General features: G+C 64.0%; 17 protein-coding genes and 1 pseudogene. 11 read left to right on the plus strand and 7 right to left on the minus strand.

Annotated elements, in window-relative coordinates:
• Positions 1-89: 89 nt before the first annotated feature.
• Entirely contained in the window at positions 90-1,130 is a 1,041-nt protein-coding gene (locus tag ACPVPU_RS13430) for a LacI family DNA-binding transcriptional regulator (RefSeq protein WP_448658463.1), read from the plus strand.
• Positions 1,131-1,149: 19 nt separating this feature from the next.
• Here ACPVPU_RS13430 and ACPVPU_RS13435 read toward each other — a convergent pair whose 3' ends face one another.
• On the minus strand, positions 1,150-2,571 hold the full coding sequence (locus ACPVPU_RS13435) for a carboxylesterase/lipase family protein (RefSeq protein WP_448658464.1): 1,422 nt from the start codon (positions 2,569-2,571) through the stop codon (positions 1,150-1,152).
• Between the two features lie 478 nt (positions 2,572-3,049).
• On the opposite strand from ACPVPU_RS13435, the gene ACPVPU_RS13440 reads away from it, so the two are divergent.
• Positions 3,050-3,670: a hypothetical protein gene (locus tag ACPVPU_RS13440; RefSeq protein ID WP_448658465.1), complete on the plus strand. Its 621-nt coding sequence runs from the start codon at positions 3,050-3,052 to the stop codon at positions 3,668-3,670.
• A gap of 73 nt (positions 3,671-3,743) precedes the next feature.
• Here the strand turns inward: ACPVPU_RS13440 and ACPVPU_RS13445 are convergent, their stop codons facing one another.
• From ACPVPU_RS13445 to ACPVPU_RS13470, 6 genes are read right to left on the minus strand one after another with little or no spacing between them, the layout of a single operon-like run.
• Positions 3,744-4,490: a restriction endonuclease gene (locus ACPVPU_RS13445; RefSeq protein WP_448658466.1), complete on the minus strand. Its 747-nt coding sequence runs from the start codon at positions 4,488-4,490 to the stop codon at positions 3,744-3,746.
• Positions 4,487-4,657, minus strand: a complete 171-nt coding sequence (locus ACPVPU_RS13450) for a hypothetical protein (protein ID WP_448658467.1) — start codon at positions 4,655-4,657, stop codon at positions 4,487-4,489. The genes ACPVPU_RS13445 and ACPVPU_RS13450 overlap by 4 nt, the downstream gene beginning before the upstream one ends.
• 3 nt (positions 4,658-4,660) lie before the next feature.
• Positions 4,661-6,478 carry an ATP-dependent helicase gene (locus ACPVPU_RS13455; RefSeq protein WP_448658469.1) on the minus strand — a complete coding sequence of 606 codons (1,818 nt, stop codon included), beginning with the start codon at positions 6,476-6,478 and terminating at the stop codon, positions 4,661-4,663.
• Positions 6,465-8,234, minus strand: a complete 1,770-nt coding sequence (locus ACPVPU_RS13460) for an ATP-dependent nuclease (protein ID WP_448658470.1) — start codon at positions 8,232-8,234, stop codon at positions 6,465-6,467. Before ACPVPU_RS13460 ends, ACPVPU_RS13455 begins: the two co-directional genes overlap by 14 nt.
• A 35-nt stretch (positions 8,235-8,269) precedes the next feature.
• Complete coding sequence (locus tag ACPVPU_RS13465; protein WP_448658471.1) at positions 8,270-9,286, minus strand: nucleotidyl transferase AbiEii/AbiGii toxin family protein; 1,017 nt, start codon at positions 9,284-9,286, stop codon at positions 8,270-8,272.
• Positions 9,279-9,872, minus strand: a complete 594-nt coding sequence (locus tag ACPVPU_RS13470; protein ID WP_448658472.1) for a DUF6088 family protein — start codon at positions 9,870-9,872, stop codon at positions 9,279-9,281. The genes ACPVPU_RS13465 and ACPVPU_RS13470 overlap by 8 nt, the downstream gene beginning before the upstream one ends.
• Positions 9,873-10,113: 241 nt before the next feature.
• Here ACPVPU_RS13470 and ACPVPU_RS13475 point away from each other — a divergent pair, with 241 nt between their 5' ends.
• The 9 genes and pseudogenes from ACPVPU_RS13475 (at position 10,114) to ACPVPU_RS13515 (ending at position 22,317) form a co-directional block, all read left to right on the plus strand.
• A complete protein-coding gene (locus tag ACPVPU_RS13475; RefSeq protein ID WP_448658473.1) occupies positions 10,114-11,064 on the plus strand; it encodes an ArdC family protein in 951 nt (316 codons plus the stop codon).
• Positions 11,065-11,224: 160 nt separating this feature from the next.
• A pseudogene (locus tag ACPVPU_RS13480) lies at positions 11,225-12,031 on the plus strand (ParB/RepB/Spo0J family partition protein); the annotation flags it as partial.
• Between the two features lie 243 nt (positions 12,032-12,274).
• Positions 12,275-12,496: a hypothetical protein gene (locus tag ACPVPU_RS13485; protein WP_448658474.1), complete on the plus strand. Its 222-nt coding sequence runs from the start codon at positions 12,275-12,277 to the stop codon at positions 12,494-12,496.
• Positions 12,497-12,562: 66 nt separating this feature from the next.
• Complete coding sequence (locus tag ACPVPU_RS13490) at positions 12,563-12,691, plus strand: hypothetical protein (protein ID WP_448658475.1); 129 nt, start codon at positions 12,563-12,565, stop codon at positions 12,689-12,691.
• The gene (locus ACPVPU_RS13495; RefSeq protein WP_448658476.1) at positions 12,688-12,837 is read left to right on the plus strand and encodes a hypothetical protein; all 150 of its coding nucleotides are present in this window, start codon (positions 12,688-12,690) and stop codon (positions 12,835-12,837) included. Before ACPVPU_RS13490 ends, ACPVPU_RS13495 begins: the two co-directional genes overlap by 4 nt.
• A 14-nt stretch (positions 12,838-12,851) precedes the next feature.
• Positions 12,852-16,193, plus strand: coding sequence for a DEAD/DEAH box helicase (locus tag ACPVPU_RS13500; RefSeq protein ID WP_448658477.1), 3,342 nt, complete (start codon positions 12,852-12,854; stop codon positions 16,191-16,193).
• Positions 16,194-16,256: 63 nt separating this feature from the next.
• Positions 16,257-17,510 (plus strand): DUF6361 family protein, encoded by a 1,254-nt coding sequence (locus ACPVPU_RS13505; RefSeq protein ID WP_448658478.1) that lies wholly within the window; start codon positions 16,257-16,259, stop codon positions 17,508-17,510.
• The gene (locus ACPVPU_RS13510) at positions 17,507-19,312 is read left to right on the plus strand and encodes a phospholipase D family protein (protein ID WP_448658479.1); all 1,806 of its coding nucleotides are present in this window, start codon (positions 17,507-17,509) and stop codon (positions 19,310-19,312) included. Before ACPVPU_RS13505 ends, ACPVPU_RS13510 begins: the two co-directional genes overlap by 4 nt.
• Positions 19,309-22,317 carry a helicase gene (locus tag ACPVPU_RS13515; protein WP_448658480.1) on the plus strand — a complete coding sequence of 1,003 codons (3,009 nt, stop codon included), beginning with the start codon at positions 19,309-19,311 and terminating at the stop codon, positions 22,315-22,317. The genes ACPVPU_RS13510 and ACPVPU_RS13515 overlap by 4 nt, the downstream gene beginning before the upstream one ends.
• Positions 22,318-22,488 lie beyond the last annotated feature (171 nt).

The following is a 22,488-nucleotide window of genomic DNA, read 5'->3' on the forward strand; positions in this document are numbered from 1 at the left end:
CGGGAAAGATGCGCTCGATCGGTCCCCGGCCGCCGTCAACCGTAATCAGGTCGTGGACCTGACGCCTTTGGGATGGCTACACGGGCGGAATGACCGGCTCGTCCCCCGATTCACGCAAAGCGCTGACACGCGCTACCCTGGCCGATGTCGCCATGCTGGCAGGCGTATCCCCCAAGACGGTTTCGCGCGTCCTGAACGGCGACGGCCCGGTCAGCGCGGCCACCCGCCAACGGGTTGAATCGGCGATCGTCTCCACCGGATTTCGTCTGAACCATGCCGCCCGTGCCCTGGCCGGGGCACGGTCCTTCCTGATCGGCCTGTTCACGATGAACCGGCCATCCTTCTATTTCAGCGAATTGTACCGGGCTGCGGCACGCGAAGGCAAAAGCCGGGGCTATCACCTGGTGCTGGAAGAGTTCGACCACCGCGACGATTCCTTTCTGCCGCTCTACATGCACGGCCTGCGAATGATCGGCTGCGACGGGATCATCCTGCCCGCCCCGATATCCGACGATCTGGCGTTACTGGATACGCTGGACGGGGACGGGGTGCGATATGTGCGGCTGGCACCTTCGCTGGACATCGGGCGTTCGACCGCCATTTTTCCCGACGACCGGGGCGGTGCCGAGGCGGTTGCGCGGCATCTGTGGGAAAGCGGCCGTCGCCGGTTCACCGTGATTGCCGGTCCGGCCAATCATGCATCGGCAACCGTGCGGCGGGATGCCTTTGTGGAAACGATCGTCGCAGCCGGAGGTGCCGCCGACGATATCCATGTCCTGGCCCTGGATCAGCAGCATGAGGTCGATCAAGTGCCCCGTGCGGTCCGGTCGGCGCTGGACGGTATGCGGCCAGGCGAGGCAGTCTTTGCCTTCAACGACGAAATTGCCCTGCAATTGATGCTCGCGGCCCGTCAGCGCGGGCTGAACCTGCCGGAGGATCTGGCCATCGTCGGGTTCGACGACAGCGACATGGCCCCTCTTGCCTGGCCCAGCCTGACCACGGTGCGCCAGCCCATCAGCGACCTTGCCCGCCATGCCGTCGCTGCCCTGGTCGGCGATGGGCGCAGCCGCACCGAAAGGATCTGCTGTCCAGTGCAGCTGATCGTGCGCGACAGCACCCGTTTGGACTGATCTACAGTCCTGACGGGGATCAGGGCCGGGGCGCGGCCCGCGCCGCGTCGATCGCCTTTGCCCATGGATCGGGCTGAGCCACCGCCTTGCCATCGGCCTGAAAGATCATCAACCGGTCTGCCCGCGCCGAATAGCCCGGCCATTCGGGCAGACCAGGGCCGTTCGGATCGCCGCTGCGCACGAAATTGACCAGATAATCCGCCACCGTCTTGCCCACGGCGCGGTCGAGCGGCGTCGTCTGCTCGCCATACTTCACCGCCACCGTGTCAAAGAAATAGGGGATGTCGGTGGCATGTTGCGCACCAGGCTGATTCAGCGACTGGGCGGCATAGGCAAAACGATAGGACCAGACCGGCACGCCCGCATCCGCGATCCGGGCAGCGGTTGCCCGGGCGCCAGCCACCATCGAGCCAGTCATCCCGCCGATATCCGCGTCTGTCGCGCCGATCATCATCGGAATGCGCGGCAGCTGCGGTCCGGCATAGACCGCCGCACTGTTGGCCAGCACCGTGCCATCGGGGAATGGCCAGCTGAACGGTTGCGGCTTTGCATCAGGCTGGAACAGCGCCATCAGGTTGAGGCCGTCGACAATCCGATCGGCGCTGAGCCGCCGCAACCGGGCCAGCGCATCGGGGGCGTCGGGTCGGATGCCCATGGCTTCGCCGAACCGGGCACCGGTCTGTTCCGCCTGAGCCAGCTGGGCGCGCGGGTCGTCCGCATTCGGCAATGGCGTCAACGGATCGCCGCCCGACATCACCACCGCCTTGTGAAACAGCCCGTTAGTGCGCGGCGAAGTGACCAGCGCGTGAACCGACATGCCGCCCGCGCTTTCGCCGACGATCGTCACATTGCCGGGGTCGCCGCCGAATGCAGCGACATGGCGCTGCACCCATTGCAGCGCGGCGATCTGATCCATCATCCCGTAATTGCCGAGCGGTTCGCGCCCGGCCTGATCCCGGGTCAGCGCCGGATGGGCAAAGGTGCCGAATCGTCCCAGGCGATAATTGAAACTGACGAACACGACGCCGCGACCCGCGACATTCGCGCCGGAATAGGTCGGTGGTGATGCGCCCCCGTTCAAAAAGCCCCCGCCATAGATCCAGACGATCACCGGCAGCCTGCCTCCAGCCGCTTTGGCCGACGAGGGCCGCCAAACATTCAGATACAGGCAATCCTCGGCCGGGGCGGTGCCCAGCGGTGCCGCATCGCTGGGAAACGGCAATTGCATGCAATCGGACGCATAGTCCTTGGCATCGCGAACCCCGGTCCATGCTGCAACCGGCTGGGGCGCGCGCCAGCGCAGCTCGCCGACGGGCGGCGCGGCGAAAGGGATACCAAGCCACTGATCCACCCCATCGCGCTCGACCCCGCGAACGCGCCCGCTGTCCAACGCCACCTCAAGCGACAGGCCGTCCGCCGCTGGCTCAGCGGATACGGGCAATGGGCCAAGGATCGCCAGTGCTGACGCGAAGGCAAACAACGGATTTCGCAGGGACCGGAATCGGATCATGTGCCCATGCTACCGCCCGGAATACAAATTGACCAGCGCTGTCATCGATCGGATGCGCGGTCGATCCAGTGCGATGTTCAGATGCCGGGTTCAGGGATCAGCGCCCAATCATTCCCACTCGATTATTTGCTGACCACATAACGCATTGAAATTAAAGCGAAAAAATATTTTTGCGTCACTTCATACCGTCAGGCATTCCGTCAGAAAAATCCCCTACTGAAAACATTGGCGTTTTCGCCCGCTTTCGCGCAACCCACCTTCCGCCATCTATCGCCAGACGCAGTCCGTAACCACGACGTCGCGACGTTCAGGCCCATCCCGTCGTCTGTACGCGGCGCTACGATGCCTGTTTGCCTGTGCGGTATCGATTATACCGTCAACCCCGATCCCGCCACTCACTGAGGACGACATGAACGACGAAGAGCTGATCGAGCTTTTGAACCAGCGACGCGCCCTCATCGTCCATTGCTCTCGGCCGGGAAAGGGGGATGTCGGCGAGGACGGCTTGCTCTTCCCCGAGGACCTGCAGACTGCCATCCGCATCTGCGCCAACGAGAGCCGCGAACTCAGCTGCTCGCTTGTCTGGCCCGCCCATGTGAAGACATTCGGCGCGATCGGGATCATCCTGCGACCACGCTCGGTCGCGTCCATCACATCCGTCAGCCCGCACGATTCCGGAACCTCGTTCGACGGGACCGGAAAGCGCGCCGGCAGTGGCGTCCCGTTTTCGCGTGACACCGTCGAGCAGACGTTCGCCAACTCCCAGGACTATAATGAGTGGACAGTGACGGACGCCGACACGATCGGCATATTCGTCAACCTCTACGAGCCATTGCAGGTCGCCCGAGAAATCCCATTCGCGGACGTCCCGGGCTACGATCCGTCGATGGGCGATCTAGGCACGACCATCGGGCCCGTCCGCATTACCCTGAAAGAGGTGATTGACGCCTTTGCGCCTTTGCCCGTTTACGGCTTTCTCGGCACCGAGATTGTCAAGATCGACATTGATGTCGCAGCGCTCTACTCCTGACGCTGATCGGGTCCGACCACGAACTTGTGCAACAGGTCGTTGCATCATCGGCTTGGGCCAAAGACGCGCGCCCTCAGTTTCCGCGAAGATTGAGGTCACGCACGGCGACAAACGCGCGGTTCGTCTCGGCTGCCCGACGCTCCTTCGCTTCGAGAACGTCGATCAGCGAGGCTTGGCGCGAGAGCACCTTGTAGAGGTCGAGCCCATCGGCGCATATCAGGTTGGTCTGGCGCCCGCGCGAGAACGCCTCCAGACCATCGGCGGTGAAGCCGGAATTGCTCACGAATAGCCCACGCGACCAGGCCGCCTTTCCGCTGACCTTCCCGGAAAACGTCATCAAATCGGCAAAACCGATCTGCGGCCCGTGCCATTTCGCTTCGACCAGATAGGTCTGGCCGCTCAGCCTGAAACTGCCGTCAATCTGCTCGCCCACGAGGCGGAAGGCGCCGCGCGGTTCCAGCCCGAAACCGGCGAAGAGCTCATTCAGAAAGCCCTCGAAGCGCAGACCCCGCGCCTGGGGATCCAGCTTTGTGATTTCGATCAGCAGCGTGGCGAGTTCCTGCGCCTTCGTCGCGCTCAACGTCGCTGTCGCCTGCGGCGCAGCCTCCGCTACGCTGGCCTCCCCGAAACTGCTCAGAAAGCCCGGATCGAGCAGCTCCGGGATCTTGAATTGCACGCCGGGAAGGAGGCTGTTCAGCCGGTCGATTTCGGCGCGGGTCAAGGAATTACCCTTGCCGCGCCGATAGGTCATCGCCTGCCGGACGACCGCCACGATCAGCTTGGTGAAGTTGGAGCGACGTTGTTCGAGCGTCGCGGTCAAAAGCTGGACGATCGCAGGCCGCTTGCTACCCGGACCCATAGGTCGGCAACGCCAGCCTGCGCGGCCGCGAGCGGAAAGGCGGTCCTGCTGTTTCCGCTTCCCGGCAGGAAGTCATAGAGAAGATCGGCCAGGTCTTCGACCGCCTGGGCTTCGCGAAATGACAGCATGGACTATTCGCCCTCGGCCTCCTTCATCCGCGCTTCCAGTTCATCGAGGAATGGCGAGCGCCCCCAGTGCATCCGTCCGCGGGCCGTGTCCACGTAGCCGGAATAGAGCATATGGATCTCGTCGCGAGCACGCGTGAGGCCGACGTAGAACAATCGCCGGCTCTCGCGGCGGTTGGCCGGCAGCTCGTTGCGCCATGGCAGGCTCCCGAAGTCGAGCCCAACGATGATCACGACATCATATTCGCACCCCTTGGCAGAATGCAGCGTCAGGAGGTTCAGGTGGAGCGGCGAGCCATCGCGGCCGCCAAGGCTCGCCACGTCAAGGTCCGCCAGCGCGCCGCCGGCGGCCAGCGCCGCGGACATGCGCTCGACTTGCTCGCGCTGATCGGCGAGGCTCGGTTCGGTCCCCATCAGCGCATCGAGCATCGCGGCGCGCAGGCGTGTCACGAACTCGCGGGCAAGCCCCTCCTCGACGCGAAGCGACCAAAGCAACTCGGTCAGGCGCTGTGCCTCATCCCGCGCCTGCGCGTCGGAAATTCGGGCGCGATGAAATCCGAGCCAGCGATCCAGCAGACCGCGCAATTGCGGCCGGGCCTCGCGCCAGCCGCCCGCGCACCAGGCGGCGCAGTCCTCGATCCAACTCGTAAGCGCAACCTTCCGATAAGGCGCCGCGGTATCGACGCGGACGAAATCGAGGCCTGCCGCAGCGACGGCCTCCGCCACCACGTCGCCGGCCCGATAGTCCCGATAGAGAATGGCGATATCGCCGAGCGCGCGCCCCGGCTTGGCGGCGAGCGCTGCCGGGATGATCTCGGCGACCGCATGCGCCGCCTGGCCCTCGAGCCCATCGTTGCATTGGACGAATTCGATGACCGCCTGACGGTCAGGGTCGTTGGACGCGTAGCCGCGCGCCTCGCCGAGCGCCAGTTCAGAGGCGCTGACGATACGCGACGCCGAGCGATAATTGAGCTGGAGCTGGACGCACTCGACATCATCGCGCTCGGCCAGTTCTTCAAGCAGGGCCCCGTCCGCGCCGGTAAACCCGTAGATCGATTGATCCGGGTCCCCGACCGCAAAGAGCCGCACTCCGCCGTCAAAGGCCACGCGCTTGACGATGCGATGCAGCGCCACGCCCAGGTCCTGATATTCGTCGACCGCGAGGACCGGGAATTTCGCCTGGAGCAGCGGCAGCACCCAGTCATGCTCCGAAACCAGCCGCTGCCCGAAGATCACCAGATCATCGAAGTCGACCAGACCCTGCCGGCGCAGTTCGGCTTCATAGCCTTCCGCCCATGCCGCAAGCTCCTCCTCGCTGGCCCAGGCGCGCGACCTTCTGTTCAAGACCGATCGCCGATGCCGGCCGAGGTCCATCACCTTGTTGGGGTGGCCGACGCCGAACAGCCGGTCCCCGACCTGCCGCATCGCCTGATCGCTCTGCCGCTGCGTCGCGACGATGAGCGGGAATGGTGCCGGCAAACCCGCGAGTCGGCCATAGGGCATGAGCAGGTGTCGGAGGCAGAACCCATGCACCGTCCCGATGAACAGGTTGGGCGCTTCGCGCAGGCCGAGCCGCTCCAGGCGGCGCGTCAGCTCGCGCGCGCACTCCTGGCTATAGGTGATGCATGCCGCGCCGCGCGGTGCACGCACGTCCTCCGCCATGATCCGGGCGAGCTTGAGCACCAGGGTCTTGGTCTTGCCGCTGCCGGGTCCGGCCAGCACCACGCAGTTGCCCGTGGAATCATAGGCCGCCTGCTGGCCCGGATTGCCCGCCAGATCCGCCGCCTGCGTAAGATAGGCGGCACTGACGCTACGCAACGGCATCGCGGATATGCTCCAGCGCCTGCCGGACATAGTCCGGGCAATTATCGTCGCTGACATGCGGCGCGAGCGCCTGTGCAAAGCGTCCCTTGCCGATCCGCTCGATCAGCGTGAGAAAACGCTCCTCATCAAGCTCCTCGGGATCGTCGACCCATCCCTGAATGCGGTCGCGCGTGGCCTGGTTGATCGCCAGTTCCTGCCCGATGACCTCCTGCATCGCCTCGGCGAGCCCCGCGGTGAAGAGCTCCGGCTCGAGCGTGTTGCCGTTCACGAAATAGCCGAACTGCGCGGCGCGCGCGATCACGGCATCGGCGCCGAGCGCCGTATAGTCCTCGTCCTCTTCGAGGAGCTCCAACAACTTGATCAGCCGGCGGCGAACGAGCGGCGGGCGATCTCCGTTCGGATCTCGGTCGGTCAGGATCACGTGTGGAATGTTGAGGCCCTGCGGGCCGAGAAGCTTGACGTAAGGCGTGAAATTCGTGCCGCCGACCGAGCACACCGTGATGCCCAGCATGTCGAGCGGAATATCCAGCGCCTCGGCAAAGGCCGGCACCAGGAACCGCTCGGCATCGCCTTCGACCAGGATCACGCCCCGGGCGAAGAATATCTCGCCGCGGCTCACATCGATGTAGCGCTGAAGGTCCGCCTCGTCGCGCGCGTCGAGCGGCGCCGCGGCGGTCGAAACCGCGACCGTTGCATCGGCTTCCGCGTCATGACGCAACAGCACGATCGAACGGATCGGCGTGACGCTGGCGATGTGCGGCGAATGCGTCGTCAGAATCGTCGTCAGCGGCGGCGTGTCTTCCTCGTTATCTCCGCCACTGCCTAGGAAGTAGCGATAGACAAGACGCTGGACGTGCGGGTGGAGATGCGCCTCCGGCTCTTCGACCACGAAGAAGGTATGATCTCGCTCGCCATCTTCCACGAGACGATCGAGCTCAAGGCTCTTGAGCGTCAGGAAGATGAGGTTCGCGGTGCCGAGGCTGGCGTCGGGAATGCCGCGCACCCCATTGTCGATCAAGAGGCGCAGGCTGCGCAGCAGCGCATCGATCCGCGTCGGCGCGAGGCCGAGCGTCAAAGGGACGGCATGCTGCTCGCCGGCGATGGCGATCAGCCGCGCGCTGATACGTCCCGCCGTGGCGACCACCTCATCGTGGCTGACGAGCTCAGCCTGCGCCTCGTTCACTTGCTCCTGAATCTCGGCGCGCGCATCCTCGTCGAGCGAGGTCGCCAGTTCCTCGATCAGGGGCCTGAGCGGCGAATTGCGCCAGCTCGACAGGTCCTTCTCGGCATCACGCAGGGCAACCTGCACGTCGAGCGGCAGCATCCGCCTGAGCGAGGAGCCGATCGCCATCTCGGGATCGTCGCCGCCGAAGACGATGTACTCATAGTCGGCCAAGCTCTCGGGATCGCGGCCGAGATTGGCCTTCGGCTGAAAGCGATAAGTGAGCCGCGCGACCATCGGCGGGCCGGGATCGACCACGCAATCGTTGAGATGTGCCATCAACCTCGGATCGTCCGTAAAGTCGGTCAGCTCGACCGCGACCTCGATCTTCTCGCCCAGCTTGTCTTCGCCCAGGCCATCCCAGAAATGCTCGAGCCCGAGCTGCCGGTCGCGTTCGGAGAGACCCGGATCGAGGATCAGCTGCAGGGCCCGGACGAAGTTGCTCTTGCCGACCTTGTTCTCGCCGACGATGACGATGCTCTCGCCAGTCTCGACGTCGATCTCAGAGAAGTTGGCAAAATTGCTGATCTTCACCCGCGATATGCGCACACGTATCTCCCCCCACGATTCTATTCCGCCGCGCGATTGGCTCGCGCGGCGATGTCGGCGCAGCGCGTCATGAGCGCCTCGAACGGCTCTGCATCTTCCAGCAGCAGCCCATCCTCGACCATGCGGCCATAGTCTTCTTCCAGCGCTTTGGCAGCATCGCCGCCGGGCACGAGCTCCAACCCGCCGTTGACGGCAGCCGCATAGTCGATCGGTCTGCGATCGGCCGCCTTCTCGGCGAAGAACATCCCCTTGTGCCGCGCGACCGCATTCGCCAGCACCCGATCCGCCAACGCCGCATCCGCGAGACCAGCTTCGTCCAGGCGCACGACATCATGCCAGTGCCGTGCGAAGCGATCGCCGCGTAGTCGATCCTGAAGGCAGAAAACGTGGATGGCGGTCGCTTTCTCCCAGAAGGTCCGTTCCGCGTGCATGACACGCGGCCGCGCCGTCGGGAATACCAATCCGTCGATCAGACCGGCGGCGTCGCAGGAGACGTCGCGCAGGCTCGCCGGTTCGCCCGTCGAGCGGGCGCCGAACTCCAGCATGACGCTGGGCGCGACATAGCCGGACCCGGCCGCGGTCGCCTCATAGTCGATGAAGAGCTTGTCATCCTCGACGCGGATGGCCGCCGCCAGACCTTCGGCGGCCAGTGCGGTCACGATTACGGGCTGCACAGTTTCCGCGACCCATGTCGGCAACCGCCGACGGACCTCGCTGGACCAGCGCTTTTCCTCGCTCCGCGTTTTCGGCAGACCCTCGCCATTGTCCCCGACCAGATCGGGCGCAATCGCCCGAATGTCGTAGGTCAGATCCACGTCCTCCGAAAACCGGCGAATGACCTGATAGGCTTTCGACAGCGACGTGCCGCCCTTGAACACCAGATGTTCGCCAAGCGGCGCGGCGTAGAGGGTCGCCAACGCCCACACCACCCAGACATCCTTTTCGAGGAGATGGGTGGGACGGCCCGAACGGTCGGCCGCGACGCCCAGCGCGTCGCGACGGTCCTCGGCCGAAAGCTGGAGAAAGACGTCAGCCATACGCCGCCTTTCCGACGCTCTGCGCGAGCCATGTCGGAAGCTGCGGCGCGGCGGCGACCAATTCGCCGAACACGCCCGGCGGCATCTTCCGCTTCAATGTCGTGAGCGCTGCCTCTGCCTTTTCCGGGCCGAGCCAGGCCAACGCCCGCACGGCCTCCCCTGCCGGCCGGTTGGCCAGGGCCAGTTGCCAGCGCGGTGCATGCCGCAGTTCCACGACCTGCTTGCCGAGGTGCATCTTTCGACTGCGCCCGGAGGTCAGATAGACCGAGCGGACGGGCACTTGCGTCGTCAAGCCAAGGGCGTTCGCCGCGGCGGCGCCGTTCGAGACGATGACCTCCCCCTTTTGGGTGGCAAGGGCCTCGACAGCCTGCTCGACCGAAGGCGTGCGTGTGCCGAACCGGCTGGCGATGGGGCGCAGATAGACGCCACGACCGGCGCGGATGAGCTGCCCGCGCTCCGTCAGGCGCGACAACGCCTGATCCACGGCCGCCCGGTTCCCGAGGTGCAGCAGACTCTTGGCGGACACAGGAGCGCCTTCGGGCAAGCCCGTCGAATGCGACAAAATCTGTTCGGTCAGCCGAGTCATACTCTTTCTCCTGTTAGAAACATACGCGGTTTTCTGACATTTTTCAAGGAACCCTTCTGAAGGGACATGACCGGATAAAGGGGGGAAGGCCTTCCCCTGCGGCCGAGCCAAGGTCTCGGCCCACCCCTTCTGCGGGGAAAGCCCCGCAACGCCCCCGGTAGAGTGAGAGTGCAGACCGGGTTTTCCGTGACGGGTTGAGGGCTGGAGAAGAGGTCTCCGGCGCCCGTCGCGGAGAACCGCGATGTTCAGGAATGACCGCAACGGGCGTGCCGGCTCTGACCGAGCGAGCCTATATGACGACATCACCAGCAAGATCATCGCCGAGCTGGAGGCAGGCCGCTTCCCCTGGGTCCAGCCCTGGGGATCGGCCTCGGTCAAGGCGCCCCTCGCCATGCCGAGGAACGCCGCAACCGGGCGGCATTATTCGGGGATCAATGTGCTGATCCTCTGGGGCGCGGTGATCCAGCACGGCTTTCCCGGCCAGAGCTGGCTGACCTTCCGCCAAGCCCTGTCACTCGGCTGCAACGTCCGCCGGGGCGAACGCGGCACCACCGTCGTCTATGCCGACCGTTTCACGCCGGAGGACGAGAAGCGACGCGCCCGCGAGGCCGGCGAGGAAGCTGCCGCGATCCCGTTCCTCAAACGATTCACGGTGTTCAACGCGGCGCAATGCGATGGCCTGCCGGAGGATGTGGCCATCGTGGCTCCCCCACCTCCGCCCGGCCTCATCGAGCCGCAGGTCGAGGCCCTGATCCGGGCCACCAGCATCGACTTCCGCATCGGCGGGGACCGCGCCTTCTATGTCCCCGCGCTCGATTATGTGCAGGTGCCGCCGCCCCAGGCGTATTTCGAGCCGATCAACTGGCACAGGACGGCCCTGCACGAACTGGGGCACGCCACAGGCCACCCCTCGCGCCTGAATCGTGATTTCTCGGGTTCCTTCGGCTCGAAGAAATACGCCTTCGAGGAGCTGGTCGCCGAGATCAACGCGGCTTTCTGCTGCGCCTCGCTCGGCATCACGCCCACCGTCCGCCATGCCGACTATATCGGCTCCTGGCTCGAGGTGCTGCGCGAGGACAATCGCGCCATCGTGCGCGCGGCTTCCCAGGCCAGCAAGGCCGCCGACTGGCTGCTCGGGTTTCTGCCTGGCGCCGATGTCGATGCGGCCGACGACGAACGGCAGGCGGCGTGATGATCTTCGAAGACCGGAAAGGCGTACAAGCGGGCTTCCGGCTTTACGCCTTTCCGCCCGCCTGGCGCTGCCCTCCGAGAGTGAGAGGGCGGCGCTTCGCTTCGTGACGGGTTGGAGGTCGAGAGAGAGGCTCCCGGCCGCCCGTCGCGGAGTAACGAACATGGCGACTGCCATTCAGAAGATCACCCTGTCGTCGGCGCGCGACATCCCATTCAACAAGCTGGTGCTGAGCCAGTCCAATGTCCGGCGCGTCAAGGCCGGCGTCTCGATCGAGGAGCTGGCCGAGTCCATCGCCCGGCGCGGTCTCATCCAGAGCCTCCATGTCCGTCCCGTCCTCGACGCCGATGGCGCCGAGGGCGGCATGTTCGAGGTGCCCGCCGGCGGCCGCCGCTATCGGGCGCTCGAACTGCTCGCGAAGCAGAAGCGCCTGGCCAAGACCTCGCTGGTGCCCTGCGTCGTCGGCGACGCCAACAGCGACATCCTGGTCGACGAGGTCTCGCTGGTCGAGAACATGGAGCACGCGCCGCTGCATCCACTCGACCAGTTCCGTGCTTTCCAGGCCATGCGCGAAAAGGGCATGGCCGAGGAAGCCATCGCCGCCGCCTTCTCCGTCGGCGTCAATGTCGTGAAGCAGCGCCTGCGTCTCGCTTCCATCTCGCCGGCGTTGCTCGAGATCTATGCCGAGGATGGCATGACGCTCGAACAGCTCATGGCCTTCACCGTCAGTTCCGACCATGCCCGCCAGGAACAGGTCTGGGACGCGATCAAGGATGGCTGGCAGAAAGAGCCCTATCACATCCGCCAGATGCTGACCGAGACCACGGTGCGGGCTTCCGACAGACGGGCCGTCTTCATCGGCGTCGAGGCTTATGAGGCGGCCGGCGGCATCGTGCTGCGCGACCTGTTCCAGTCGGACGATGGCGGATGGCTGCAAGATCCGGCCCTGCTCGACCGCCTGGTGGCCGACACCGGCTGGCTGCCGGAGCCGCTGCGCCTGGTCGACCTCGATGATGGGCAGACCATCGAACCGGGCACGGAGGCAGACGCCGGAGACGATGCCGCTTTGCCGGACTTCCTCAGCAAGGATGGCGACGACGAGGAAGCCGACGAGATCGAGGACGACGACGCCCTGACGATCGCGGCCGAATGACCATCACGGCGGGGAAGTGGCTTGAGGTCGCTTCCCCGCATCGTCGCAAGGAGACCCTCCATGATCGAACCCGCCCCGTCCGCCGCGCGCCGCGTCGTCTTTCAGTATCTCGTGCCCGTTCAGGTCGAGGTCGAAGACGGTCTCGTCGTTTGCGTCACTGTCATCGACAAAACGCCGGTGCGCGATCCATCCCTGGTCGAAGGCGATGCCGGCTACCTGCCGGAAGCCGTCGCCGCCGACGACGACGGCCAGCCCTGGCCATCCTGGCGGTTCGGCTACTGACCGCCTTCGATTCCCCCCAATTCAGTCCGGCCATCGCGCCGGGCTTTCTCGTTTCAGGAGCCTGTCATGGCCGACTATTTCACCCATTTCTCGTGCCTGCTCGACGTCGGCACGCCCGAGAACGCTGCCCGAGCGCTCGATCTCTACAACCGCCTGGCCGCCCGGTCGTGGTCGTCGACTGGAAGAGCGACGTGAACCCCGACGCTCAGACGCTCGACCACTATCGGGCTCAGGTCCGCGCCTATCTCGATATGACCGGCGCCGAACGCGGACTGATCGTCCTGATGACGAGGGGAACGGCAGTCGCCGTCTCGCCCTCGCCGCAGACGGTGGCGGCCTGACGGAGGGAGAAACAATGGCCTCCCGCAAGCGCCCCACCGGCTCCAACCAGGACGATCTCTTCAACCCCGAGATCGAACTCCTGCTGCCGGCTCGGCTTGCCATTGACGGCAAGGTGCTGGAAAGCCCTGTGCGCCAGTTGGCTGTTCCAGCGCGGCGCGTGCGTTGCCGACTGCGCCCCTTCGCCATCCGCCGCGTCAATGGTCACGAGACGACCCTGGAATCCGGCGAGATTCTGAAGGTCATCAGCGCGAAGACGGCCACGCCATTGGAAGCCGATCTCATTCTCCTTGTGCCCGGCGCAACGGAGCCGGAACGGATCGCCGCGGCGCTCGAACTGGGTGAAGGCCGGTGGATGAATGTACCGCCCACCAGCATCGACACGCTGGATCGTTCCGCGCGCAGCGAGCGCCTGAAGGCTGTCTCCGCTTCCTGGGTCGACGCGCTTCATCTGCGCGAGGGGCGAGCCGCGGCGGACGGCCAGCCCGCGCAGCCTGGCTTGCGGCGTCCACAGGTCGGCGCGCTTCATGCCGCGCTTGCCCATGCAACGCGATCGACGGATCCGGCCACCATCGTCATGCCGACGGGCACGGGCAAGACCGAGACAATGCTGGCGCTCAATGCCAACCGGCGGTTCGAACGCCTGCTGGTGGTAGTGCCGACCGACGCGCTACGCGAGCAGATCGCGGGCAAATTCGAGACCTTCGGCGTCCTGAAACAGCAGAAATGCCTCGATGAGACCTCAGCCTTCCCTTTGGTCATGCGGCTCTCGCATATTCCGACCAGCCAGGCCGAAGTCGACGAAATCTTCGACAGCGCCAATGTCGTCGTCACCACGATGCAGATCGCTGGCCGCGCCGAGGCGCCGGTGCAGGAGCGGATGGCGGCCCGCGCCTCAGCGCTCTTTATCGACGAGGCGCATCATATCGGGGCACGGACGTGGAAGTCCTTCCGCGGGCTCTTCGTCGAGCACGAGCCACCGATCCCGGTGATCCAGTTCACCGCTACGCCGTTTCGCGAGGACGGAGGCCGTGTCGATGGCGAGTTCATCTACACCTACCCGCTGAAAAAGGCGCAGCAGGAGGGCTATTTCAAGCCGATCCGCTTCGAAGCCGTTTTCGGTCTGGACCAGCCTGACACTGACCAGGCCATCATCCACAAGCTCGGCGAAGTGCTCGCCACCGACCTGGACGCCGGCCTCAATCATCTGGCGATGGCCCGTTGCAACACGATCGAACGGGCCAAGCACCTCCACAGCCTCTATGCAGCGATCTATCCGGATTTTCGGCCAGTCATCGTCCACAGCCAGCAATCGCTGAAGGAACGGCGCGAAAATCTGGCCGCGCTACGCCGTTTTGAGAGCCGGATCATCGTTTGCGTCGATATGCTCGGCGAGGGCTTCGACCTGCCCGAGCTGAAGATCGCTGCATTGCACGATCATCACAAGAGCGTCGCGGTGACGATCCAGTTCGTCGGCCGCTTCACCCGCCAGGACCCGACACTGGGTGATGCCACGGTGATCGCCAATACCGGCATCGACGATGTCGATCGCGCGCTGGCCAAGCTCTACGCCGAAGACGCCGACTGGAATGCGTTGGTGGAGGCGCTCAGTTCCGCAAAGATCGAACGCCAGGTTCGCCGCGCGGAGATGTTCAAGGGCTTTTCGGGGGATCTGAGCGACATTCCGCTCCAGACCCTCGAACCAAAAATGAACGCGGTCCTACACCGGACCTCTTGCGACGCTTGGGATCCCTTTCGCGCAGAGGAACTCTACGACCCCGGCGTATATCTCGGCATGAAGCTCAACCCGCATCAACGGGTCGCGATCTTCGTGACTCGGGCGGAGGAGCAGGCACGCTGGACCTCCGCGCAGCAGGCAGTGAACGTCACCTGGGACCTGCACATGCTTCACTGGGATCAGGCAAGCGGTGTGCTCTATATCAGCAGTTCTGCCAAGGGGCCGTTTGACCGGCTCGCAAAGGCGGTTTGTGGCGATACGACGCGCCGCGTGGAAGGCGAGGAAGTGTTCCGCAGCCTCCACGGGTTCAAGCGGCTCATCCTGCGCAATCTCGGCCTCACCCACCATCAGGGACGAGGCGTCCGCTATTCGATGTATATGGGCGTGGATGTCGCCGATGGGCTCGACAGTGCGAAGTCCCAGTTGAGGATCAAGAACAACATCTTCGCCACCGGCTTCCTCGACGGCCTTCCTGCCTCACGTGGATGCTCGGCCAAGGGCAAGTTCTGGTCCAGCGCCAAAGTCAATGACCTGACCGACTGGGTGGACTGGTGCCAGGATGTCGGCCGCACCGTGAACGATCCCAGCATCACGACCGACGGCGTCTTCAAGAGCGCGATGCGCCCCCACCAGATCAGCCAACGACCGGCTGTTCCGCCCGTGGCGATCCATTGGCCTGAATCTCTGATCACACAGTTCGAGGAGCGGATTGAGATCTCGTTTGGCGATGTGCCGGTAACCTTCGCCGAATGCGATATCGAGTTGCTCGATAACGCGCGCACCGGGCCGCTGCGCTTCGCCGTGCGAAGCGACGACCACGCGGCCGAGTTCGAGATCGTCTTCAGCGACGGCCACGCCCGTTACCCCCAACGCGCCGGCCCCAAGGCGACGATCAAGATCGGCGGCAAGGTCCAGACGCTCTCGGAATCCTTCGGCGAGGACTCGCCTCAGATCGACTTCGGTGATGGCTCGCTTCTCATCTACAGCCATCTCTACACCCTGCCCGAGGGCGAAACGATCGAGCCGTACCCGTCAGACAAGATCGAGGCATGGGATTGGTCGAAGGCCAATATTTGCGTCGAATCGCAGGGCAAGGACAAGCGCGCCGACTCTGTCCAGCGTCTGGTCATCGACACCCTGTTGGCCGACCCAGATCCCTATGACGTGATCTTCGACGATGATGGCAAAGGCGAAATCGCCGATGTCGTGGCGCTGCGCATAACCGACAGCGTCGTTTCCGTGACCCTGTACCACTGCAAATATTCAGGGGCGGATACGCCAGGTGGGCGCCTCGGAGACCTTTATGAGGTTTGCGGACAGGCTCAGAAATCCGCTCGGTGGCGCGACCGGCCAAACCGCATGCTTCAACACATGCTGCGACGCGAAAAGATGCGCCGCGACCGTGGTCTCAGCTCGCGAATCGAGCAGGGCTCAGCCGCCGCGATCAAGAAGCTCAAGGTCGGGTGGCAAGATCACCGCTTCGAGTTCGACGTCCGCATTGTGCAGCCGGGGCTATCCCGACAAGCCATCGGCGAAGAAGGCCTGCATCTGCTCGCCGGCGTCGAAACCTACCTACTCGAAACCCGCGCCATGAGGCTGAAAGTTATTGGAAATGAATGATGCCTAGGGGCATCGGAAATCTTCTTATGCTGTGAATTTTCTCAAGCCTTGGGGGCAGGCTTCGTGTCAACTTTTGGGTTCACTTTTTTATCGCGCAAAGCGCTGGGCCAGGCCGAACAGATGATGTTCGGCGGCGCGGCGGGAGTGCGCGATGAGGTTGGTTTCCTCATCGTCCACCAGCGCTACGCAGATCACTTCTTCCCCGGCACATCGGTTCTGCACACACGGCTGCGCTACGCGCTTCTCATCCCCTGGCTTTACCAAAGCCTGCGGACGAAACGCCCTGTTCCCAAGGATTTTGGCCAAGCCTTTTCTGATCTCGAACATGAGCTGACCGGCCGGCTCAAATATGTCGAGGGCGTGGGCGGCGAGAAGGATGGCGTGATCGGAGGGGAGGTCTTCCCCCGCACGATCAGTCAGCCGCCAGCCTATGTCTATTGGACGGCGCTCACCAAATGGGGACTGATCGGCGCCCGCCCCGATGGCCGGCCGTGGAGCCGCCCGGACATGGCGAAGCTCCTGGCAGCGTCCAGCAAGCGCGCGCACCATGACGATGACGGAAAGCCCCTAGAAACAGTCGCCTGGCCCATCTCGGGGCTGATCGATGCACCCAAGGACTGGGATTCTTGGGGTGACTGGAATGACCGGTATTCCCAGGATGACCAAGGAAAACTAGCGCTCGACCTTTCACCCCCAGAGCAGATCTATCTCGCGACCAAACTTCGCGCCGTTCGCTCGCCGACCGATCCAAGTGAGCCGTCGCTCTTGTCGAAATTGGTTGGAAAGCCACTCGGCGGGGCAGATCACTGCTGGGACAACGAAATCCTAGCCCTCGCCGGCAGGGAAGCCGCCATGCTGAAGCGGGCCGGCCAGGCTGCCGCGCTTTCGGCCATCGGCAGGGCGATCTATGCGGCTCAGGTCGAGACGCTCAAGGAAACCCGCGACAAGCGGCCACAGCCAAATTTGCACCGCGCCGAACTGAACGACGCGATCGAGCAATGGGGCAAGCAGGCCGCTCGGCTGGATATGGACCTGTTTCTCGCCGAAATCGGCCACCTCCCGCCTGCGGTGGAGGGTGTGTTGAAAGAAACTTCGGCCTGGGTCAGGGCGAATGGCAAGGACCCCATGCAGCTTCTCGAGGTGTACGCGCGGGCGGAAGTCAGCAGGAAAGACAATCGCGCGCGTCTCGCCAGCAATCAGTTCGGGGTCGACCGGCGTATGGAATGGCAAGGCGAGCACCATGGCCGCGCCGAGCCGCTCCATTATCGCTGGGGGAATGTGAAGCGGCTCCTGCGCGATCTGGAAGACGTCGCATGAGCGATCCTCAGGCATGGTCCGGTCAACCCTATCTCGACGAGATGCGGCCTGGGCGACTGGAGACGGTCAAGCTCGCATTGTTTGCGACCTACTCAGTCGATCTGTCGGCGGTCGCGGCGGCGTTGCTCGCCCTGATTGCTCGCAACAATGACAAGGGCAGCGGCACGGCGGTCGATTTTGCCGAGGCGATCGACAAGCTGCGCGATCGCGTCAGGATCATAATCCAGCGCGGTCGGATAGCCCGGCCGATAGCGCTTCCCCGTATCGCGGGCATCCTCGATCAGTTCATCGTCGAGCAGCCTTACGATGAACGAGAGCGCAGCTGGCATCCAAAGATTGCTTTGGTCGCCTACAACGGTCCCAAAGGGGAAACCCGCTGGAAGCTCTGGATTGGCAGCCGGAACCTCACCCGATCGCAGGATCTCGAGGCGGGCGTTTTGCTGGACGGCAGCGAAAAGCGCGCGAAAGGACGAGTTCGGCTCCCAGGCATCGGAGCACTGGGGGCCACTCTCGCGCGCTCCGCGTCGCGCAAGGATGCCGATGGCATCGCGGAGCAACTGGAGGCGGTCTGGTGGGATGCCCCAGACGGGTTTCAGCTGCGCAGCCTGCTCAATGGACTGGATGGAGGCGTTGCCCTGCCATCGGAACCACCAGCCGGCGCGGTCGATGGCATAACGATCATCAGTCCGTTCTTGTCGCCCGATTTTCTGAAGAAGGCAGGCAACTGGGGGACGGCTGCTTCCAGAACGCTGATCTCGTCGATGCCGGCCCTCACAGACATGGCGAGGCGGCCCGGCAAGCCGCTGGCCGGATTCTCCAAAATCCTCGCCTATGCTGCGCCAGACGTGCTCGCTGACGAAGCTCCGCTTGCGCTGCCAGGCGTCGAGCCCGCGCCCGAGGATGATGCGGAGCCGGTCCCCCTTGCTCTGCATGCCAAGATTTTTTGCTTCCACTCGGGCGAGAAGACCATCTTGAGGGTCGGGAGCGCCAATGCGACCGAGAGGGCCTGGTCGGGGCGCAACGCGGAAATCATGGTCGAACTCGAGGCAGGCGAAGCGTTCGCCTCCGGCCTGGCATTCCTGATCGGTAAAGCGACGCCGGTCACCATCGAGGATCTCGCCGTCGCCGATCCGTCCAGCACGAGCGCGGCCGATGCCCTGGAAGAGTCGCGCAAAGTGCTGATGGCATCCTGGAACCCGGTTCTGCGACGCGACGGGGAGCGCTTCTCGATCGATGCGGGGGCAGTTCCCTCGCTTGCCTATCCCGAGCACGTGCTGCACGCCGGACCTGCAAATGGCGACCTGCTGGCTTGGCCGACCGACGCCGTCCGCCTCGATCTTGGCACGATCCCCTTGTCACTCCAGTCCGCCTTCATTCAGGCTCGGATCAGCGGCCCGGACGGCGCTTTGCGATGGATGCAGCGTGTCACCGTCGATCCGCCTCTCGAAGAGCAGCGTGATCTGGCCGCGCTGGCCAGCCACATGGGGCTTCGTGCATTTCATGACTGGATGCGCGCGATGCTTAGCGGCGACACACTGCCCATCGGCGGTGGCGCATGGGATGAAGACGCCGGGGTGCAGAGCAACCGCCCCCAGAGCCTGGGATACGACCGCCTCACGCTCGAGGATATCCTCACGGCTTGGGCACGCGACCGCAAAGCGTTCGGTCGGGCCGATCGTCATTTTGCGCCCTATGTCGACGCCCTTCTCGCCCACGGTGAGAATCTGAGCGAAAGGGAGAAAGCTGACTTGAACGAACTCGCGCAGATCTGGGCCATCGCGCGGACCCAGCTTGCCTCATGAGCGCCAGATCGAAACCCTTCCAGGCCGCAACGGTCAGGGCTGCAACGGCCGCGCTGTCAGGAGGCAACCCGCTACGCCGGTTCCTGGTCGCGGACGAGGTCGGCCTCGGCAAAACCGTCGTCGCCCGTGACACGCTGGCAGCCCTGGCGAGCAAAGCGCGCAAGTTCACGGTCTATTATATTACGAGCGGGCTCAAGGTCGCGGACCAGAACAAGGTCGAGCTGCTCCGGTTCCTCGACAAGAACGAAGCCAAGGACGCACTCTCCACCATCGACCGCGTCGGCCTCATTCCGTTTGAGGAACGGCGCAAGGGGAAGATACGGCTCTACGCCTTTACGCCCACCACATCATTCTCCAGTTCGCAGCGCCTCTACGGCGGAAAGGCTGTCGAGCGTGCGTTCATCAAGCTCCTGTTGGATGAGCTATACCCCGGCCTGACCGATGCCTTTCCTGAAGGCTATATCGAATATGGCGCGACCTCAGGCTGGCCATGGGCGTGCGAGGAGGCTCAGGGCAAATTCGACAACGTCTCCGCCCTCTTCAAGACGGCCTATGGCCGAGCGCTACGCACGGAATTTGGCAAGCCGGCCCGCGAGAACATTCTGCGTGCGATCGCGACGAGCAAATATGGTCAGAGCTTGGGCCGGATGCGAAAGGCGCTAGCTCAAGCCGCTTTGGATTCCGCCCCGCCCGACCTCGTGATTTTCGACGAGTTCCAATGCTATCGCGAGTTGCTCGACGCAGGCGCGGATAACCCTTTAGCGCGCCAACTTCTGGCGGGTAACGATGGAGAGGCGCCGCCGCCGATCCTCCTCCTGTCCGCCACGCCCTACCGCTTCTATGCGGAGCGCTGGGAAAGCGGCGTCGGAGCCGCTCCCCATGTCGAATTTTTCAAGATTATCGAGTTTCTGGGCGGGGCGGCTGCACGCGCTGAGGCCGAAACCCAATTTCGTCGGTTTGGTGATCTCTTGCATTTGATCGGTCATCTGCCGCCCGACAGTCGGCAGGCGGCGATCGAAGAGGCCCAAGCCCTCAAGCATCATCTGGAGACGCTCCTCACACCGCTCATGTCGCGGACCGAGCGCCCGGTTTCCGACCATACCGGAGAGCCTGCGCCGCCCTCAGTAAGGATCGAGCCGCACGATCTCGACGTCTATCGCCATTTTACCGACCACGTATCGCCCAAGCTCGCAGGCAGCGCGGTCAGCTATTGGCTTTCAGTGCCGCTCCCTGCGCAGGCGCTGGGGGACCGTTATCAGATTTCTCGCGATATAGACTTTCCCGCCACGCGCAGCGTTCCCCGCCTCGGGGTCACCAATTGCTTCAAGCCGCCAAAGGATGGCTGGGGAAGCGCCAAGCTCCGAGCCCTCAATAGCCTTGTACCGACAGAGGTGCTTGCGCTCCCTTGGGTGTTGCCATCGCTGACCTGGTGGACGCCTTCAGGCCCATGGGCGAAGATGACGCAATCGCCCAAGATGCTGATCTTCAGCAGGTTCAGAGCAACACCACAAAGTCTGGCAGCCCTCGTCAGCCTCGAGGTCGAGCGCAAATGCGTTGGAAAGAGCAATCTTCCCTACACCGCCGCGTGGAAGAAGCGGCACCTTAACCCGAAGCCTAACCAAGGCCCCACGCTCGCCCTGTTTCACCCGAGTCCTTTCCTAATCCGAGCTGTCGATCCCCTCGATGTGAAGGGGAAGGCGACCGTGAAGCAGATCAGAGCCAGGACGCGGCAGCAGATTATTAGGGCGCTGCCCGCGTCAATCGCGCCCGAGGCACCGAATGCGCGCAGCAACCGGCGGCGCAAACCGGCCTGGGCGATCCTCGCGGCCATAGAACGCGCGCAGAAGGCGCCGCTGGCTCGGGAGTTCGCAGCGGTCCAGAAGAGCTGGGGCCGGGTCGCGCCGAAGGACGCAACGCTTCAAACCTTGCTCAAACAGCGCCAAGAGGCCGACCCGATTACCTGGCTGAGCCGATGGGAACTCGACGCCCTGGTCGATATGGCTCTCGGCGCTCCCGGGGTCGTGACGGGCCGAGCACTCTATCGCCACCTTCCAGAGCTTTTCGATTTCCAGGAGCAGCATTTCGCACGGCTTGTGAACTTCTGCTGGACGCGGCTGCGCACCTATCTGGACCGCCCTGTTTTCTGGTCTGTTTTGCCCGGCGAAGACGCGACGCAGAAATATCAGAATGCGTGCGTTGATGGCTGCTTGGAAGCGGTCCTGGATGAACATTTCTGGCTACGCAAATCTAAGGTCAACCCCGATGGGCTGATCGAGGACTTGTCGGCCGCGCTCGCAGCAAACGTCGGCACCTTCGGGTTCAAGGGCGCGAAGAAAAAGGACAAGATCCGTATCCGCTGTCACGCCGCGGTGCCGTTTGGCGGCACCGAGACGGAGACGCATCGACAGGACCATGATGTCGATGAACCGCCACCAGCGCGCTCTGAGGAAATCCGCAGCGCGTTCAATACACCGTTCTGGCCCCACGTCCTGGCGACGACCTCCGTCGGACAGGAAGGTCTCGACTTTCATAGCTGGTGCGACAGGCTCGGCCACTGGGATCTTTGTTCCAGCCCGGTTGACCTGGAGCAACGAGAAGGCCGCGTTCAGCGCTTCGGTGGGCTGACTGTGCGCCAACCACTCGCCCGAAAGCTAGGCGAACAAGCCTTGGCGCAGGCACGAGGCCAAGCATCGTCACCATGGGACATCATCGCACGCGACGCCGACAAGGCGTTCGAGGATGACAAAACCGGCCTCAGCCCGTGGTGGACGATGGAAGGCGCGGACCTAAAGCGGCATTTGTTCGCGCTTCCCCAAAGTCGCGACATTGATCGGTTCGCGAAGTTGCGGACGCAAAGGCTGCTCTATCGCCTTGCTTTGGGACAGCCGGACCAGGAGGACCTGGTCGAGCTGTTGACGCATCACGACGTGGAAACGACGCGGTCGCTGCAGGCGTTGACCCTCGATCTGTCCGCATTCTCACGAGAGAAGCGCCTCGATGAATAGCGGGCGTGCCGGCCGGCGCTCCCGGCACGCCCGTCCTGTTCATGCGGGGCAAGCAGCCCCTCACGCGGCCGGATCATATGACGACCGGCCTAGTGGGCTTCATGCGGGTTCGCCGCCATTCCCACCACCATGCTTGATCCTCCCCACCGTGCGGCTTCTCCCATGGTCCCC

The sequence above is a fragment of the Sphingomonas paludis genome, assembly GCF_053502515.1.

Excerpts from the sequence above, each read along its gene's own strand:
- ACPVPU_RS13430 (WP_448658463.1), top strand. The coding sequence starts at position 90 with ATGACCGGCTCGTCCCCCGATTCACGCAAAGCGCTGACACGCGCTACC.
- ACPVPU_RS13440 (WP_448658465.1), top strand. The coding sequence starts at position 3,050 with ATGAACGACGAAGAGCTGATCGAGCTTTTGAACCAGCGACGCGCCCTC.
- ACPVPU_RS13450 (WP_448658467.1), bottom strand. The coding sequence starts at position 4,657 with ATGCTGTCATTTCGCGAAGCCCAGGCGGTCGAAGACCTGGCCGATCTT.
- ACPVPU_RS13455 (WP_448658469.1), bottom strand. The coding sequence starts at position 6,478 with ATGCCGTTGCGTAGCGTCAGTGCCGCCTATCTTACGCAGGCGGCGGAT.
- ACPVPU_RS13465 (WP_448658471.1), bottom strand. The coding sequence starts at position 9,286 with ATGGCTGACGTCTTTCTCCAGCTTTCGGCCGAGGACCGTCGCGACGCG.
- ACPVPU_RS13470 (WP_448658472.1), bottom strand. The coding sequence starts at position 9,872 with ATGACTCGGCTGACCGAACAGATTTTGTCGCATTCGACGGGCTTGCCC.
- ACPVPU_RS13475 (WP_448658473.1), top strand. The coding sequence starts at position 10,114 with ATGTTCAGGAATGACCGCAACGGGCGTGCCGGCTCTGACCGAGCGAGC.
- ACPVPU_RS13485 (WP_448658474.1), top strand. The coding sequence starts at position 12,275 with ATGATCGAACCCGCCCCGTCCGCCGCGCGCCGCGTCGTCTTTCAGTAT.
- ACPVPU_RS13490 (WP_448658475.1), top strand. The coding sequence starts at position 12,563 with ATGGCCGACTATTTCACCCATTTCTCGTGCCTGCTCGACGTCGGCACG.
- ACPVPU_RS13500 (WP_448658477.1), top strand. The coding sequence starts at position 12,852 with ATGGCCTCCCGCAAGCGCCCCACCGGCTCCAACCAGGACGATCTCTTC.
- ACPVPU_RS13510 (WP_448658479.1), top strand. The coding sequence starts at position 17,507 with ATGAGCGATCCTCAGGCATGGTCCGGTCAACCCTATCTCGACGAGATG.
- ACPVPU_RS13515 (WP_448658480.1), top strand. The coding sequence starts at position 19,309 with ATGAGCGCCAGATCGAAACCCTTCCAGGCCGCAACGGTCAGGGCTGCA.